Annotated in this window: 10 protein-coding genes and 1 pseudogene; 3 read left to right on the top strand and 8 right to left on the bottom strand. The window is 70.5% G+C overall.

Annotated elements, in window-relative coordinates; genetic code table 11:
* Positions 1 to 347 precede the first annotated feature (347 nt).
* Positions 348 to 1334, top strand: a complete 987-nt coding sequence (locus tag ACY34J_RS15085; RefSeq protein ID WP_462761963.1) for a PQQ-dependent sugar dehydrogenase — start codon at positions 348 to 350, stop codon at positions 1332 to 1334.
* A gap of 193 nt (positions 1335 to 1527) precedes the next feature.
* Here the strand turns inward: ACY34J_RS15085 and ACY34J_RS15080 are convergent, their stop codons facing one another.
* From ACY34J_RS15080 to ACY34J_RS15060, 5 genes and pseudogenes are all read right to left on the bottom strand, one after another.
* Entirely contained in the window at positions 1528 to 2721 is a 1194-nt protein-coding gene (locus ACY34J_RS15080; RefSeq protein ID WP_462727039.1) for a serine hydrolase domain-containing protein, read from the bottom strand.
* Positions 2722 to 2834: 113 nt separating this feature from the next.
* Entirely contained in the window at positions 2835 to 3275 is a 441-nt protein-coding gene (locus tag ACY34J_RS15075) for an organic hydroperoxide resistance protein (RefSeq protein ID WP_462727011.1), read from the bottom strand.
* Between the two features lie 131 nt (positions 3276 to 3406).
* Positions 3407 to 4171, bottom strand: coding sequence for an energy-coupling factor ABC transporter ATP-binding protein (locus ACY34J_RS15070; RefSeq protein WP_462727012.1), 765 nt, complete (start codon positions 4169 to 4171; stop codon positions 3407 to 3409).
* Positions 4168 to 4962, bottom strand: a complete 795-nt coding sequence (cbiQ, locus tag ACY34J_RS15065) for a cobalt ECF transporter T component CbiQ (RefSeq protein WP_462727013.1) — start codon at positions 4960 to 4962, stop codon at positions 4168 to 4170. The genes ACY34J_RS15070 and cbiQ overlap by 4 nt, the downstream gene beginning before the upstream one ends.
* Positions 4962 to 6133, bottom strand: a pseudogene (locus tag ACY34J_RS15060) (energy-coupling factor ABC transporter permease). The gene cbiQ and the pseudogene ACY34J_RS15060 overlap by 1 nt, the downstream one beginning before the upstream one ends.
* Here ACY34J_RS15060 and ACY34J_RS15055 point away from each other — a divergent pair.
* Positions 6057 to 8420, top strand: coding sequence for an MDR family MFS transporter (locus ACY34J_RS15055; protein ID WP_462761962.1), 2364 nt, complete (start codon positions 6057 to 6059; stop codon positions 8418 to 8420). The pseudogene ACY34J_RS15060 and the gene ACY34J_RS15055 sit on opposite strands and share 77 nt — an antisense overlap.
* Before the next feature lie 57 nt (positions 8421 to 8477).
* The gene (locus tag ACY34J_RS15050) at positions 8478 to 11843 is read left to right on the top strand and encodes a S41 family peptidase (protein WP_462727015.1); all 3366 of its coding nucleotides are present in this window, start codon (positions 8478 to 8480) and stop codon (positions 11841 to 11843) included.
* A 106-nt stretch (positions 11844 to 11949) separates the two neighbouring features.
* On the opposite strand, the gene ACY34J_RS15045 is transcribed toward ACY34J_RS15050, so the two are convergent.
* Genes ACY34J_RS15045 through ACY34J_RS15035 form a run of 3 tightly spaced genes read right to left on the bottom strand, consistent with a single transcriptional unit; the run spans position 11950 to position 15343 of the window.
* Entirely contained in the window at positions 11950 to 12846 is an 897-nt protein-coding gene (locus tag ACY34J_RS15045; protein WP_462727016.1) for an SDR family oxidoreductase, read from the bottom strand.
* The gene (locus ACY34J_RS15040) at positions 12843 to 13817 is read right to left on the bottom strand and encodes an alpha/beta fold hydrolase (protein WP_462727017.1); all 975 of its coding nucleotides are present in this window, start codon (positions 13815 to 13817) and stop codon (positions 12843 to 12845) included. The genes ACY34J_RS15045 and ACY34J_RS15040 overlap by 4 nt, the downstream gene beginning before the upstream one ends.
* Positions 13814 to 15343, bottom strand: coding sequence for a flavin-containing monooxygenase (locus ACY34J_RS15035; protein WP_462727018.1), 1530 nt, complete (start codon positions 15341 to 15343; stop codon positions 13814 to 13816). Before ACY34J_RS15035 ends, ACY34J_RS15040 begins: the two co-directional genes overlap by 4 nt.
* Positions 15344 to 15515 lie beyond the last annotated feature (172 nt).

Below are 15515 nucleotides of genomic sequence, written 5' to 3'. Positions count from 1 at the left end.
CCAACGGCAAGAGCGGCTCGTTCAGCAAAATGGTCGAACCCGACTGGTCGGGTTCCCATACCTAGTCGAGACTTCTCGGCAGAAGCGACGCATGCTGCATCGCTGTTTCTCTTCGTGCACGACCTCAGGATTTTTTCCCAGCATCGCTGAGCAGCACTCAGCCTCCCCAGTCAGGAAAGGACAGTGTTGGAATGTCACGCTCGGCACGTTCGGCGCTCCATCCCGCTCATCGAGGTGTCGCCTCACTCGCCACCATCGGTGCCCTCTTGTCCGTCGGCCTCCTCCAGTCGCCATCAGTGGCTGCAGCGCCCGGCACCACTTCCCGTTCAACGAGCACACATCTCGGCGTGAGCGAACGAGGCCGCGCGCCCTCCGGCGTCGCGACGCTCGCCACAAGCCTGACCACGCCGTGGGGCATTTCCTTCCTGCCGAACGGGAAGTCGGCACTGGTGACCGAACGCAACACCGCCAAGGTCTGGCAGGTCGCGCGCGACGGATCCAAGAAGCAGGTCGGTACGGTCCCCAGTACGGTGTATCACCGCGAAACCCAGGACAAGGGCGGGCTGCTGGGTGTCGCTGTCTCCCCGAGCTGGAACGGCACCACGGACAAGGACGTGTTCTTCATGCAGACCACGTCCACAGACAACCGAGTCGTGAAGATGCGCTTCGACGGCGCCTCCCTCAGCGGCTACACCCCCATCCTCACCGGCATCAAAAAGGACAGCCAGCACAACGGCGGAGCGGTTGCCTTCGGTCCCGATGGCTACCTCTACATCAGCACCGGCGATGCTTTTCAGAAGGCGCTCGCCCAGGACAAGAACTCGCTCAACGGAAAGATCCTGCGGGTCACCAGAGCCGGCGCACCGGCTCCCGGTAACCCGTTCGGCACCCGGGTCTACAGCTACGGCCACCGCAATCCCCAGGGCCTGGCCTGGGACCGTTATGGACGGCTGTGGGAAGCAGAGATCGGTGAAAACAAGTTCGACGAACTCAACCTGATCAAACCCGGCGCGAACTACGGCTGGCCCACCTGTGAGGGACTCTGCAAAGCCGCCGGCATGACGAACCCGAAGGGGTTCTGGAACCCGGCAGCGGGCGTGCCCAGCCAGATCGCGATCGCAGACGGTGTGATCTACGTGTCCATGCTGCACGGGAAGCTGTATCGGGTGCCGATCAATGGTGCCAGTGAGAGCGTCGGTTCGGCGACCAGCTACGACGTTGGTTACGGCCGGATGCGGGCGATCGCCAAGGTCCCCGGCACCAACGAATTGTGGCTGGGCACCAGCGACCACGGCCCCGGCAAGGACAGAATCCTCAAGGTGACCTTCAAGTGAGTCGCTGCCCGGTCCCTCGCCATCCGCTGAACCGGGTGATGCGGTCGGGGCCGACGCCGGTGCCGGCCCCGAACCCGAACGCCGACAGCGGGGAGGCAGCGGAGCTCTGAATCCACTGCATCGTGCGGCACATGGCCCCCGGTCACTCCGTTGGCCGGGGGCATTGTGTGTCCTGCCCTGGTGCAGGTGCACGTCAGGATGCTGGCTGCTGCCCGCTCAGGCACCGGCGCAGGGCGCGGACCAGGGCTTGGGCACGGGGGTCCGCGGTGACGTTCTTCTGCATGCCGTTGGTGACGTAGCCGAAGGCGATGCCCGCCTCGGGGTTGCCGAAGGCGAGCGAGCCACCGCGGCCGGGGTGGCCGAAGGAGCCGGGCGAGAGCATCGGCGCTGCGGCCCCGTGGAGCATGTAGCCGAGCCCGAAGCGGGTGTCCACGACGAGGACCTTGTCCGGGCCCGCGGACTCCTCCGTACGGGCCAGGGTGAGCGTCGCGGGCGCGAACAGCCGTCGGCCGTGCGGCACGTCGCCGATGAGTGCCGCGTAGAAGCGGGCCAGGGAGCGGGCGGTGGCAATGCCGTTCGAGGCGGGGAGTTCGGCGGCGCGGTAGCCGGGGTCGTTCTCATCCGGGAGGGGGTGGATCGCCCCGAAGGCGCGCCGGGTGAGGGACTCAGGGTCGCCGTAGGCGTCGGAGACCGAGCGCTTGGGCCGTACGCGCAGGCCGTGTGTGGCGGGCGCGGGCGGGGCTTCGACGTATCCGATACGGCCGACGCGGGGCTGTTCCGCCGCCGGCAGGCCGATCCACAGGTCGAGTCCCAGCGGCCCGGCGATCTCCTCGGCGACCCAGCGGCCGATGGACCGCCCGGTGACCCGCTGGACGAGCTCGCCAAGGAGCCAGCTGTAGGTCTGGGCGTGGTAGCCGTGCGCGGTGCCGGGCTCCCATGCGGGCGCCTGCTCCGCCACGGCGCGGGGGCCGGAAACACCGTCAGCGGCCTCTGCGGGCGTGAGCGGGGTGTCGAGCACCGGCACCCCGGCGCGGTGCCCGAGCAGGTGCCGGACGAGCACCCGCTCCTTGCCGGCCGACTTGAACTCGGGCCAGTACGTACCGACGGGCGCGTCCAGGTCCAACTGACCGCGCTGGTGCAGCAGCAGCGGTACGGCGGCGGCGACGCCTTTGGTGGCGGACCGTACGACCTGCGCGGTGTTCTCGCCCCACCGCGCGCCGTCCCCGGCTCCGTCGGCGTCCGCTGCCCCGGCCCACAGGTCGACCACGGGACGGCCCTCGGCGTACACGGCGACGGCCGCACCTCGCTCCCCGCGCTCCTGGAAATTACGGACGAAGGCGTCCCGAACCTGCTCGAAGCCGTCCGCCACCACGCCCTGGACGTCCATCACCGGCCCGTACTCCCGTTTCGTTTCGCTGGGTGCTGAATGCACCCTCCATGGTGCAACGGGGCACTCGGGACCGGCCGGGCGGGGCCACCCCCCGCACGGCTCGGGACGTATCAGTACATGGTGATCGCGACCTCGATGTTGCCGCGGGTGGCGTTGGAGTACGGGCAGACGTGGTGGGCCTCCCGGACGAGCCGGGCGGCCAACTCCTGGTCCAGCAGCGGCAGGGAGACGTTGAGGGCGACGGCCAGGCCGTAGCCACCGGTCGTGTTGGGGCCGATGCCGACCTTGGCGGTGACCGATGACCCGCCGAGGTCGTAGCCGGCGCGCTCGCCGACGAGCACCAGCGCGTTGTGGAAGCAGGCGCTGTACCCGGCGGCGAAGAGCTGCTCGGGGTTGGTGCCGGAACCGTCGCCGCCCAGCTCGCGCGGCAGCGCGACCTTGACCTCGAGCCGCCCGTCCTGGCTGGTCACATAGCCCTCACGGCCCCCGTGCGCGGTGGCCTCCGCCATATACATGATTCTCGTTGGACGGGTCGAGGTGTCGTTGCCCATGGGTGCGCCCTCTGGAGAGAAAGTCCTGCACAACTGCCGTGAGGCACAAGTTATCCCGCCCATGACACGACTTATTACTCGGGGGTAGCGAACAACGCGTTACTTGTGGTAATGGGTGGGGCCTCGCACCCTCACCTCACCGGCGCGGTCACCGAACGCGGGTCGAAACCGAAGGGCAGCTCAAGCCGGTGAGCCCGCATCAGGTCCTCATCACACAGCAGGTCCTGAGTGGGACCGTCGGCCGCGATCACGCCGCCGCTGAGGACGACCGACCGCGGGCACAGCTCCAGCGCGTACGGCAGGTCATGGGTGACCATCAGCACGGTGACGTCCAACGACCACAGAACGTCCGCCAGTTCACGGCGTGACGCTGGGTCGAGATTGGAGGACGGCTCGTCCAGCACCAGAATCTCCGGCTCCATGGCCAGGACGGTCGCGACCGCGACGCGGCGCCGCTGCCCGAAGGAGAGGTGGTGCGGCGGGCGGTCGGCGTAGCCGGCCATGCCGACGCGCTCCAGGGCCGCCGCGACCCGGGACTCCAGCTCCGCCCCGCGCAGTCCTGCGGCGGCCGGACCGAAGGCGACGTCCTCGCGGACGGTCGGCATGAAGAGCTGGTCGTCCGGGTCCTGGAAGACGATGCCGACGCGGCGGCGCACCTCGGCGAGATTGCCCTTCTCAACCGGCAGGCCGGCGATGCGGACCGTGCCCGCACCCGCCTGGAGGATGCCGTTGAGGTGCAGCACGAGGGTGGTCTTGCCCGCGCCGTTGGGGCCGAGCAGCGCCACGCGCTCACCGCGCCCGACGGTCAGGTCGACGCCGAAGAGCGCCTGGTGGCCGTCGGGATAGGCGTAGGCCAGGCCGCTGACCTCGAGGGAGGGGGCGAGGGAGGCAGTCATGTCAGCGCCCATCCTGTCAGGCATACGCTGAGGGCCGCGGCCGGGAGGGCGGCTGCGTACGCCCACTGGACCCGGGTCGCGGTCACCTGGTCGATCACCGGCATGGCGTTGGGGGTATCTCTCGCGCCGGAGGCTGCGGGGGAGTATCCGCGGCTGACCATGGCCAGGTGTACGCGCTCCCCCCGCTCGTAGGAGCGGATGAACAGCGCCCCGGCCGACTTCGCCAGCACCCCCCAGTGGCGCACGCCGCGCGCTTCAAAGCCGCGCGAGAGCCGAGCGATCCGCATCCGGCGCATCTCGTCGCCGATCACATCGCCGTAGCGGATCATGAACGACGCGATCTGTACGAGCAGCGGGGGCATGCGCAGCCGCTGCAGGCCGAGCAGCAAATCGCGCAGCTCAGTGGTGGCGGCGAGCAGAACGGACGCGGCGACGCCGAGGGTGCCCTTGGCGAGGATGTTCCAGGCGCCCCACAGGCCGGAGACGCTCAGCGACACCCCCAGCACCTCCACCCGCGCACCCTCGGCCACAAAGGGCATCAGCACGGCGAAGGCGACGAACGGCACCTCGATCAGCAGCCGCTTCAGCAGGAAGCCGGCCGGGACGCGGGCCGCAGCGGCGGCCACGGCCAGCAGGAGCGCGTACAGCCCGAAGGCCCAGACCGCCTCGCGGGGGGTGGCGACCACGGCGAGGACGAAGCAGAAGACGGCCGCGATCTTGCAGTGCGCGGGGAGCCGGTGGACCGGGGAGTGGCCGTGCCGGTAGAGCTTGTGGGCGTGCCCCGCGCCCATCACCCGTCCTGCGCGGAGGAGGAGGAGGAGCCGGCCGACGTGGGCGTGGCGCGGCGGACGGCCCAGAAGACGCTGGTGCCGAGGGCAAGCGTCGCGCCGACCCCGATGACGCCTGCCAGGCCGCCGGACAGCCGGGAGTCGGCGACGTCCTTGGTCTCGTAGCCGGCGAACGGAGAGTTCTCGGTCGCGTGCCGCTCGGTCTTCTTGTCCATGCCGTGGTCGGCGGCGACCTTGTTCAGGCCGTCAGGGGCGGCGGAGCCGTAGTAGCTGACGAAGCCGGCCAGGACCAGGGCGGTCAGAAGCCCGAGGAGCCACAGGGCCTTGACGGACTTCTTCGGGGCGGGGGCGGGGGTCCACGTCTGCGGAGCCTCGGTGGTGGTGGCGCACATCACGCCGTCTCCTTGTTGGTGCTGATGCTGGTGCTCGTACCGCTGGGCAGCTTCTGCGCGCGTATCGGAGTGGCCACGGCGGTCTCGGTGACCAGCCGCAGCGGCCGCCGGAGGTCGCGCGCGCCGTACACCAGGTCCGGGCGTACGGCGATGACCGCGCCGACGGTCAGGGCGGTGATCGCCGCCTCGCCGATGCCGATCAGCACGTGCACGCCGACCATCGCGCCGAAGACCTTGCCGAGCGCGACATCGGCGGTGCCGCCGAGGGCGTAGACGCCGGTGAAGGCGACGGCCGCGGCCGGTACGGAGACGAGTGCGGCGACGAAGGACGCTGCGGTGACGGCGCCGCGTCCGCCCGGCAGTACCTTGACCAGGCCACGGAAGACCGCGTAGGCGACCAGGACGGTCACCACTGCCATGTCGGTGATGTTGACGCCGATAGCGGTGAGACCGCCGTCCGCGAACAGCACGGCCTGCATCAGCAGCACTACGGAGACGCAGAGGACGCCGGTGTACGGGCCGACCAGGATCGCGGCGAGCGCGCCGCCCAGCAGATGCCCGCTGGTCCCGGCGGCGACCGGGAAATTCAGCATCTGCACGGCAAAGATGAACGCGGCGACGAGGCCGGCCAGGGGCGCGGTGCGCTCGCCCCCGTAGCCGCCGGCCTGGGTGGCCCCGAGCTCGTGGCGGGCTCCGCGCAAGCTGATGGCGACCGCGGCGGCGGCAACGACGCCGGTTGCCACGGACACGGGTGCGTTGATGAATCCGTCGGGGACATGCATCGCGGGCTCCGCTCGTACGTTGGACAGTCCGATGATAGTGGCTAACTGCAAATGGTTCGCAAGAGCATCTGCCCTGCGATCGCGCACTCGACGCGGATGTTCATTTCTGATCGGTCATACGCCAATCACTGATCGATCCCTGATCGATTCCCATTCGGCCCCGGCACAGCCCCGGGCTCCAGGGGGTGGCGCCCCCGGCCCCGCGCGCCGAATCCTGAAGAGGGGAGTCCCCGACTCCGGCCGCGGGAGGTGCGACGCCATGACCACGGCTCTGGCCGAGCCTCCCACCACGCCGCCCGTGCTCAGTGCCCGCCGGATGAACGCCGTCTTCGCCACGGTTGTCCTCGGACTGATGCTGGCCGCCCTCGACCAGCTGATCGTCTCCACGGCACTGCCCACGATCGTGGCGGATCTGGGCGGCACCGGGCACATGGCATGGGTCGTGACCGCCTATCTGCTCACCGAGACCATCTCGGTCGTCCTGGTCGGCCGGTTCGGCGACTCGTACGGCAGGAAGACCGTCTTCCAGATCAGCGCGTTCGTCTTCGTCGGGGGCTCGGTCCTCGCGGGCATGGCGGGCGACATGCTCCTGCTGATCATCGGCCGCGCCGTGCAGGGCGTCGGTGCCGGCGGTCTGATGGTCACCGCCATGGCACTGATCGCCGAAGTCATCCCGCTGCGGGACCGCGGCCGGTACCAGGGCGCCCTCGGGGCGGTCTTCGCCGTCACCACCGTGGTCGGCCCGACCCTCGGCGGCGTCTTCACCGACTATGCGACCTGGCGCTGGTGCTTCTACGTCAACATCCCCGTCGCGGTCGTCATGGTCGTGATGGGGGCCCGTACGATCCCGCACGTCCGGCCGGCGGCGCGGCCGGTCATCGACTACGCGGGCATCGTGCTCGTGGCGCTGGGGGCGACGGCCCTCGTCCTCGGCCTGGAGTGGGCGGGCCGTACCCACCCATGGGATTCGGTCATCATCATCGGTCTGCTGGCCGCTTCCGTCGCGCTCCTGACCGCCTTCGTATTCGTGGAGCGGCAGGCCAAGGAGCCCATGATCCCGATGGATCTGTTCCGCAATCCGGTCTTCACCGTCTGCTCGATCCTCAGCTTCATCGTCGGCTTCTCGCTGCTCGGCTCGCTGACCTACCTGCCCACGTATCTGCAGTTCGTCAATGGGGTCGACGCCACGGCGTCGGGCGTGCGCACGCTGCCCGCGGTCATCGGGCTGCTGGGCACCGCGCTGCTGTCCGGCACGATCATCTCCCGCACCGGCCGGTACCGGATCTTCCCGATCCTGGGTACGGGTCTCACGGCGCTCGGCCTGTATCTGATGTCCACCATGGGCCCGGGCACCAGCGCAGGGCTGGAGATCCTCTACATGCTCGTGCTGGGCATGGGGATCGGGCTGACCATGCAGGTCCTGATCATCACCGTGCAGAGCACCGTCCCGTACCACGAACTGGGCTCGGCCACCTCCGGCGTCACCTTCTTCCGTACGCTCGGCAGCGCGTTCGGCACCGCCGTCTTCGGCACGCTCTACAGCAGCCGGCTGGAGCCGAGCCTCGACCGGGCACTCGCCCAGGCGCCCGGCGTGCCCAAGGCAGCCGTCCTGAGCCCCCGCAGCCTGCACTCACTGCCGCCCGCCAAGGCGGCCCCGGTGATCGATGCCTACGCCGACACCGTGAGCCACGTCTTCTTCTGGGTCGTCCCCATCGCGCTCCTCGGCTTCCTCGTGGCGCTGTTCCTCAAGGAGGTGCCGCTGCGGGACAGTGCCCGGGCCGCGGCGACCGACATGGGCGAGGGGTTCGCCGCACCGGACTCGGCGGACGCCGACCAGCAGTTGGCCCGTGCGGTCGCGAGCGTCATGCGCAGAGGGCAGGCGCCGGTGCCCCGTCAGCTCATCGCCGCCTCGGGCAGCCGGCTGACGCCCGGGGAGGCGTGGGCGCTCGGCCAGATCCACTGGCGGTCCAGGGTCCGGGGTGTGGCGCCGCTGAGCGCGGTCGCGGCCGCGCACGGGATGCCGGTGGAGGTGCTGCAGCCGGTCTTCGGGCGGGTCGTCGACGGCGGGTACGCGGCGCAGGATGGCGACCGGCTCGCGCTCACGGCGGCCGGGGAGGCGGAGGTCGCCCGGCTCACCGCGGCATGGCGGCACTGGCTGGATGAGCGGCTGGAGGACTGGGACGTCCGCGACCCCGCGGACCGCGCGCAGCTGGACCGGGCGCTGGACCATCTGGCGGAGGAGCTGTTGGAGGAGGCCGAGGAACAGGACACGCGCATGCCGCTCTGACCCGGCGCGCATCCCGTTACGCCACCCGAGTTGCCAGGGCCCGGCCGCCCGCGAACCATGGATTGCGTGAGCAGCGACGGCGCGTATCTCCGGTTTCCGCACCTCCACGGTGACCTGCTCTGCTTCACAACAGAGGACGATCTGTGGCTGGCTCCCCTTGCCGCGCCGGGTGTCAAGCCCGAGCGGGCCTGGCGGCTCACGGTCGACCGCATCCGCATCAGCCACCCCCGCTTCTCCCCCGACGGTCGCCAGATCGCCTTCATCAACTGGCGCAGCCTCGACCCCGAGGTCCACCTCACCTCCGTGGACGGCGGACCCGCCCGCAGGCTGACGTACTGGGGCAGCACCGACACCCGCGTCTGCGGCTGGACCCCCGACGGGCACATCCTGGCGGTGGGCTCGCACGGCCAGCCGTTCTCGCACTTCACCTGGGGCTACAAGCTGGCCACCGACGGCAGCCCCGGCGGGCAGCTGCCCTGGGGGCCGCTGTCCGACATCGCGGTCGCCGACGCCGGCGGGGAGCACAAGACGCTTCTGCTCACCGGCACACCGCCGCACGAGCCCGCGGCCTGGAAGCGCTACCGGGGTGGCGCGACGGGCCGGATGTACCTTCATGGCGAGCGTCTGCTGCCCGGTCTGAACGGGCATCTGGCCTGCCCGATGTTCGTGGGCGACCGGATCGCCTTCCTCTCCGACCACGAGGGGATCGGCAATCTCTACTCCTGCCGGCACGACGGCTCCGATCTGCGCCGGCACACCGACCACGACGAGTTCTACGCCCGCCATGCCGCCACCGACGGTGCGCGCGTCGTCTACCAGTGCGCGGGCGACCTGTGGCTGGCCGATGACCTCACCGACCCGTCCGCCGAGCCGCGGAAGCTGGAGATCCGGCTGGGCGGTCCGCGGCCCGGCAGGCGCCGCTACCACATCCCGGCCTCCTCCAACATCGACGGTCTGTGCGTGGATGCCACCGGCCGGGCCAGCGCCGTGTGCGTACGCGGCAGCCTGTACTGGCTGACACACCGCGACGGACCGGCCCGCACGATCACGGACATACCCGGGGTGCGTATCCGGCTCCCGGTGATGCTCGACGCGACGGGGCAGGTCGCATACGTCACGGACGCCGAGGGCGAGGACGCGATCGAGATCGCCTACCTTCCGCGGGCCACTGCCGCGGGCCCGCCGAGGCGGCTGGCGGCCGGGCAGCTGGGCCGGGTGCACGAGCTGGTCGCCTCTCCGGACGCGGAGCGGCTGGCGGTCGCCTCACATGACGGACGGCTGCTGATCGTCAACGTCTCGTCCGGGGAGTCCGAGGAGTCTTCCGCGGAGTCTTCCGCGGAGTCCGGTGAGGCCGAGAGTGCCGAGCGGTCCGGGGAGTCCTCGTCGGGGACGGAGGACGCCGGCGTGGTGACCGAGCTGATCCGGTCGGACAACGGACCGGTGCGCGACCTCGCCTTCTCGCCCGACTCGGAGTGGCTCACCTGGTCCCACCCCGGCATCGGCCGCACACTGCGCCAGATCAAGATGGCGAGAGTCACCGGGAAGACAGCGGGCACAATCGTCGACGTCACCAACGGCCGATTCGAGGACGAGCAGCCGGTGTTCACCCGCGACGGCCGCTATCTGGCCTTCCTCTCCTGGCGCGGCTTCGACCCGGTGTACGACGTGCACACCGGCGATCTGTCCTTCCCGCTGGGCTGCCGTCCGTATCTCGTACCGCTGTCGTCGGCGACGGTGTCGCCCTTCGCGCTGTCGGCGGAGGGGCGGCCGGCCGCCGGGGGCCTGGACCCCGATCAGATGGGTGCCGAGGCGCATGTGACGGTGGAGGTCGAAGGACTGGCGAGCCGGGTCACGCCCTTCCCGGTGACCGCGTCGAAGTACTCCTCCCTCCAGCCCGTGCGCGGCAACGGCCTGGTGTGGCTGCGCTGGCCGATCTCCGGCGCGCTCGGGGAGACCTTCGCCAATCCGGCCGACACCACCGGCAAGCCGACGCTGGAGCACTTCGACCTCAAGCGGGCCAAGCGCACCGAACTGGTCACCCATCTCGACTCGTTCGCGGTCAGCGGCGACGGGACCCGGCTGGTCATCAACGACGACGGCGAACTGCGGGCCGTTCCGGCGACCGAGACGGGCGACAGCGACACCACGGTGTATCTGGATCTGCGGCGGATCCAGCACGAGGTGGACCCGAGCGCGGAGTGGCGGCAGTCGTACGAGGAGGCGGGCCGGACCGTCCGGGCGTACTTCTGGGACCCGGGCATGTCCGGCATCGACTGGGACGCGGTCCTGGCCCAGTACCGAGGGCTGCTCGAACACGTCGCGACACCGGACGAGTTCGCGGATCTGCTGCGCGAGGTGATGGGCGAACTGGGGACCTCCCACGCATACGTCGCGCCGTCCCGCCGCAACGAGGGCCCGCCGCACTACCAGCGCGCGATCGGCCTGCTCGGCGCCAACTTCACCCGCACCAAGGACGGACGGTGGGCGGTGGCCCGCATTCTGCCGGGCGAGTCCTCCGACCCCCGCGCGCACTCGCCGCTCGCCGGCTCCGGCATCCACCCGGGCGCGATCCTCACGCACGTGGACGGGCGGCCGGTGGATTCGGTGACCGGTCCGTTCCCGCTGCTGGCGGCGGCCGGCGGCACGACCGTGGAGCTGACCTTCGAGCCCGCCGAGGGCGAGGGTCCGCCGCGCCGGATCGCCATCCAGGCGCTGATCGACGAGCGACCGCTGCGCTACCAGGACTGGGTGGCCAAGCGGCGGAAGGTGGTACGGGAGACCAGCGACGGCAAGTGCGGCTATCTCCACATCCCGGACATGGGCGGTTCGGGCTGGGCGCAGTTCAACCGCGATCTGCGGCCGGAGATGGCACTGCCCGCGCTGATCGTGGACGTACGGGGCAACGCGGGCGGCAACATCAGCGAGCTGGTGATGGAGAAGCTCACCCGGACCATCCTGGGCTGGGATCTGACGCGGGGCGCGCAGCCGGTGTCGTACGCCTCGAACGCGCCGCGCGGGCCGATCGTCGCGCTGGCGGACGAAATGACCTCCTCCGACGGCGACATGATCACGACCGCCATCAAACTGCTGGGGCTGGGGCCGGTGGTGGGCCTGCGCACCTGGGGCGGGGTGGTCGGGATGACCGGCCGGCACCGGCTCGGGGACGGGACGGTCATCACCGTGCCGATGAACGCGGCCTGGTTCAAGCGGTACGGGTGGGGCGTGGAGAACTACGGTGTCGAGCCGGACGTCGAGGTGGAACGCACCCCCATCGACTGGGCGGAGGGGCGGCACAGGCAGCTCGACGACGCGGTGGAGCTGGCGCTGGAGCTGTTGGAGAAGCACCCGGCCGAGGAGCCGCCGGACTACTCGGACGTGCCGGACCGGCGGCGGCCCAAGCTGCCGCCGCGCCCCTCGGGTTAAGGGAGCGAAGAGCCCGAAAGGGGCGCATCCCTCACAGGATGCGCCCCTGCTTGTGCACGGCTTCTCGGACGGCGACACATTGCAGGTCAGCAGCGCGTACGGAGAGCTACTCCCGTGGCGTGACGCGCTCCTTCTCGTCCGCCGCGCCACCCGCGCCGACAAGTCCCCTGCGGGAGGTGCGCGTGGCGGCCAGCCGCGGCGCGAAGCGGCGCATCTCGCGCTGCCCGACCGTCCCGATCAGCCCCGGCAGCCAGCCGCGGATGCCCTGCATTCCGCGTAGCCACCACTGCCCGTACACATGGGCCGAGCGCCGCTCGATGCCCTCGACGATCCGGTCGACCGCCGGGCCGAGCGGGTAGGTCTTGTTCGACGGCCAGGGCAGCCGCTGCCGCAGCTCGCGCATCACCTCGTCCTGGTCCGCCCCGCGCACCATGTCCGTGTCGGTCCAACTCAGATATCCGACGCCGACCTTGACCCCCTGGTATCCGACCTCGGCCCGCAGACAGTGCGCGTACGCCTCGACGCCCGACTTGGAGGCGCAGTACGCGGACATCATCGGGGCGGGTGTGATCGCGGCGAGCGAGGCGATCTGCAGCAGATAGCCGCGGCTTTCCGTCAGCGCGGGAAGGAAGGCGCGTGCTGTGGCGGCGCTGCCCAGCAGATTGACCTCGATCACCCGGTTCCAGGACCGCGCGTCGGAGTCCACGAACGGACCCCCCTGCGCCACACCGGCGTTGGCGACGACGATGTCGACCCTGCCGAACCGCGCCTTGACCTCGCCCGCGACCCGCTCCATCGCCTCGAAGTCCGTGACGTCGGCGTGCCAGTAGTCGCAATCAGTCTGCAGCCGGCCCGCGGCCTGCTTCAGCTCCTCCGGCTCCAGACCGATCAGGGCGAGCTTCGCGCCGCGCGCGGCGAGCTTGCGCGCAAGCAGCTCCCCGACGCCCCGCGCGGCGCCGGTCACCACCGCGACCTGGCCCTCCAGGCTCCTGCGCGCGCTCATGACGCCTCCCCCTCGAGCTGCTTGTCCGCGTGCTGCCGCTGTACGGGGACGGGCGCGGCGGCCGGCGCGAGGCTATCGCGGACGAGGTCGCGGATGGCTCCGGCGACGGCGTCCGGCGCCTCTATGGGCGTCATATGGCCGAGACCGGCCAGCTCCGTCAGGCCGACGCAGTGCGGCAGCGCGGCGACCACCCGCCGGGAGTGCACCAGCGGAGTGAGCCGGTCGACCGTACCGGCGATCACCGCGGTCGGCATGGTCAGATGCTCGATCCGGTGATCGATGTCCAGTTCGGCCATCACCTCGCCCCAGGCCGCTCGTACGGCACGCGGGCAGGCGTGCGCGAGACGGGCGAACGCCTCCACGGTGTCGGGGGCCGCGCCGGGGCCCATCGTCCCGTACTTGAGGATGAGCTTGGACAGGGGTGTGACCGGGCCGAGCGGGGCGCGCGAAGTGAGCAGTGCGCGGTGCACCCCAAGCCGTACGCGCTTCCCGCCGAACGGCAGCACCGTGGCCTCCGCCAGCAGCCGCGACGCGCCGACGTTGCACAGCAGGACGGCTGCCGCGTGCTCCCGCAGCGCGGGACGGCCGGCCGCGGCGACGATGGTCATGCTGCCCATGGAGTGCCCGGCGACCACCGCGCGTTCGCCGGGTGCCAGCACCGCCCGCAGGACCGCCTCGAGGTCGTCGGCGAGCGCGTGCGCGCTGTATCCCTCACGCCCTGGCGCCGGGCTGCGGCCGTGACCGCGCTGGTCGTACAGCACCACGCGGTGACTGTCGGCGAGCCTGCGCACCATGGGTGCCCAGAAGGCGGTCGAGCAGGTCCAGCCGTGGGACAGCACCACGGTGGGCGCGTCCTCGACGCCATGCACCTCGATGTGCAGCCGGCTCCCGTCGGCGGAGGTAGCGGCCAGCTCGCGCCTCGCCGGGGGCGGGGTATAGGGGCCGGAGTTCACATGCATCAGACGGCTCATGCGGCAGTCTCCTCGGCGGTCGTGACGTTCACAGCAGTACGGGCGGGGGCGCGCAGGACCTCGTACTCGGCGAGGTCCACATATCTGGTCACCTTGCGGAATTCTCCGGTCGTGCCCGGCCAGACCGTCGTATTGCGGCCATTGGCGTCCAGGTACCAGCTGTCGCAGCCCCCGGTGTTCCACACCGTCCGCTGCATCCGCTCCTGGATCTGCTGGTTCCAGGCCTGCACGGCCGATGGCCGGGCGCTCAGGGCGACCTTCCCGCCGAGCGTGTCGAGCTGCCTGATGAAGTCGGCCATGTAGTTCAGCTGCGACTCGATGATGAGGATCATCGAGCTGTTCCCCAGGCCGGTGTTGGGCCCGATGATGGTCAGGAAGTTGGGGAAGCCGGCCGCGCTCGAACCGCGCAGCGACTCCATCCCGTCCTTCCACTCCTCCGCCAGCGTTGTGCCGTTCGCCCCAGTGACGCGATGCGCGATCGGCATGTCCGTGACGCTGAATCCGGTGCCGAAGATGATCGCGTCCACCTCGGTCTCGGTGCCGTCCGCGGCGACCAGCGTCGAACCGCGGACCTCCTTCAGCCCCGAGGCGACCACGTCGACATTGGGCTGGGCGAGCGCCGGATAGTAGTCGTTCGACAACAGGATGCGCTTACAGCCGATCCGGTAGTCCGGGGTGAGCTTGGCGCGCATCGCCGGGTCCTTGATGGCCCTCTTCATATGCGACTTCGCCAGGACCTCGATCAGTCCCATCTGCTTGGGCCGCTTGGTGAAGGCGCTGACCTGCAACTCGCGGATGCCCCACAGCAGTCCGCGGCGCAGCGCCCGCGTCGCCGGCAGCATGGTGTGCAGCCAGCGCTCAACTCCGGTGATCTGCCGGTCCATCCGGGGCAGCACCCACGGGGGCGTGCGCTGGAAGAGCGTGAGCCGGCCCACCGTCGGCTGGATCGACGGCACGATCTGGATCGCCGAGGCGCCCGTACCGATCATGGCGACGCGCTTGCCTCGCAGATCGTAGTCGTGGTCCCAGCGCGCCGAGTGGAAGACCTTGCCGGAGAAGCCGTCCAGGCCGGGGACGGCGGGGATCTTCGGATCGGACAGCGGCCCGGTCGCCGAGACGACCACATCGGCGGTGAGCGTGCCGGAGGTGGTCTCGATCTCCCAGTGCAGCTCGTCGGTGTCCCAGCGCGCGCTGGTCACCTCGGAGTTGAAGCGGAGGTGGGGGCGCAGCCCGAAGGTGTCGGTGACGCGCTCGAGGTAGGCGCGGATGTGCGGCTGGCCGGAGAAGTTCCGCGGCCACTCCGGGTTGGGCGCGAAGGAGAAGGAGTACAGGTGGGACGGCACGTCGCAGGCGCAGCCCGGGTAGCTGTTGTCGCGCCAGGTGCCACCGACCGCGTCGGCCCGTTCCAGGACGGTGAAGTCCGTGATTCCGGCCCGGCGCAGCCGGACGGCGGCGCCCAGACCGCCGAACCCGGATCCGATCACCGCCACCCGTACGTGCTCGCGTTCGCGTATCAGCTCGGCCATGCCGCCGCCTCCCAGCACCCTCTCACGATCACGCCAGCAATCACTGGCGCGGATGGGAGAGTAGAGGAGGAGCGTACTCAGGGGTAGGGGTCTCGCAGAAGGAAGTTACCGCCGGTTGCACCTTTTCGGCCCGCACGTCGCCGCCGGGCGGCCCGGCGGCGACGTACTCCAT

This window comes from Streptomyces sp. HSS9-12, assembly GCF_054963655.1.
This window is presented reverse-complemented; position numbering and strand designations above follow the sequence as displayed.

Coding starts and splice junctions, on each gene's coding strand:
- ACY34J_RS15040 (WP_462727017.1), bottom strand. CDS start 13,817: ATGAGCCGTCTGATGCATGTGAACTCCGGCCCCTATACCCCGCCCCCG.
- ACY34J_RS15070 (WP_462727012.1), bottom strand. CDS start 4,171: ATGACTGCCTCCCTCGCCCCCTCCCTCGAGGTCAGCGGCCTGGCCTAC.
- ACY34J_RS15045 (WP_462727016.1), bottom strand. CDS start 12,846: ATGAGCGCGCGCAGGAGCCTGGAGGGCCAGGTCGCGGTGGTGACCGGC.
- ACY34J_RS15050 (WP_462727015.1), top strand. CDS start 8,478: ATGGATTGCGTGAGCAGCGACGGCGCGTATCTCCGGTTTCCGCACCTC.
- ACY34J_RS15035 (WP_462727018.1), bottom strand. CDS start 15,343: ATGGCCGAGCTGATACGCGAACGCGAGCACGTACGGGTGGCGGTGATC.
- cbiQ (WP_462727013.1), bottom strand. CDS start 4,962: ATGGGCGCGGGGCACGCCCACAAGCTCTACCGGCACGGCCACTCCCCG.
- ACY34J_RS15055 (WP_462761962.1), top strand. CDS start 6,057: ATGGCGACCGCGGCGGCGGCAACGACGCCGGTTGCCACGGACACGGGT.
- ACY34J_RS15080 (WP_462727039.1), bottom strand. CDS start 2,721: ATGGACGTCCAGGGCGTGGTGGCGGACGGCTTCGAGCAGGTTCGGGAC.
- ACY34J_RS15075 (WP_462727011.1), bottom strand. CDS start 3,275: ATGGGCAACGACACCTCGACCCGTCCAACGAGAATCATGTATATGGCG.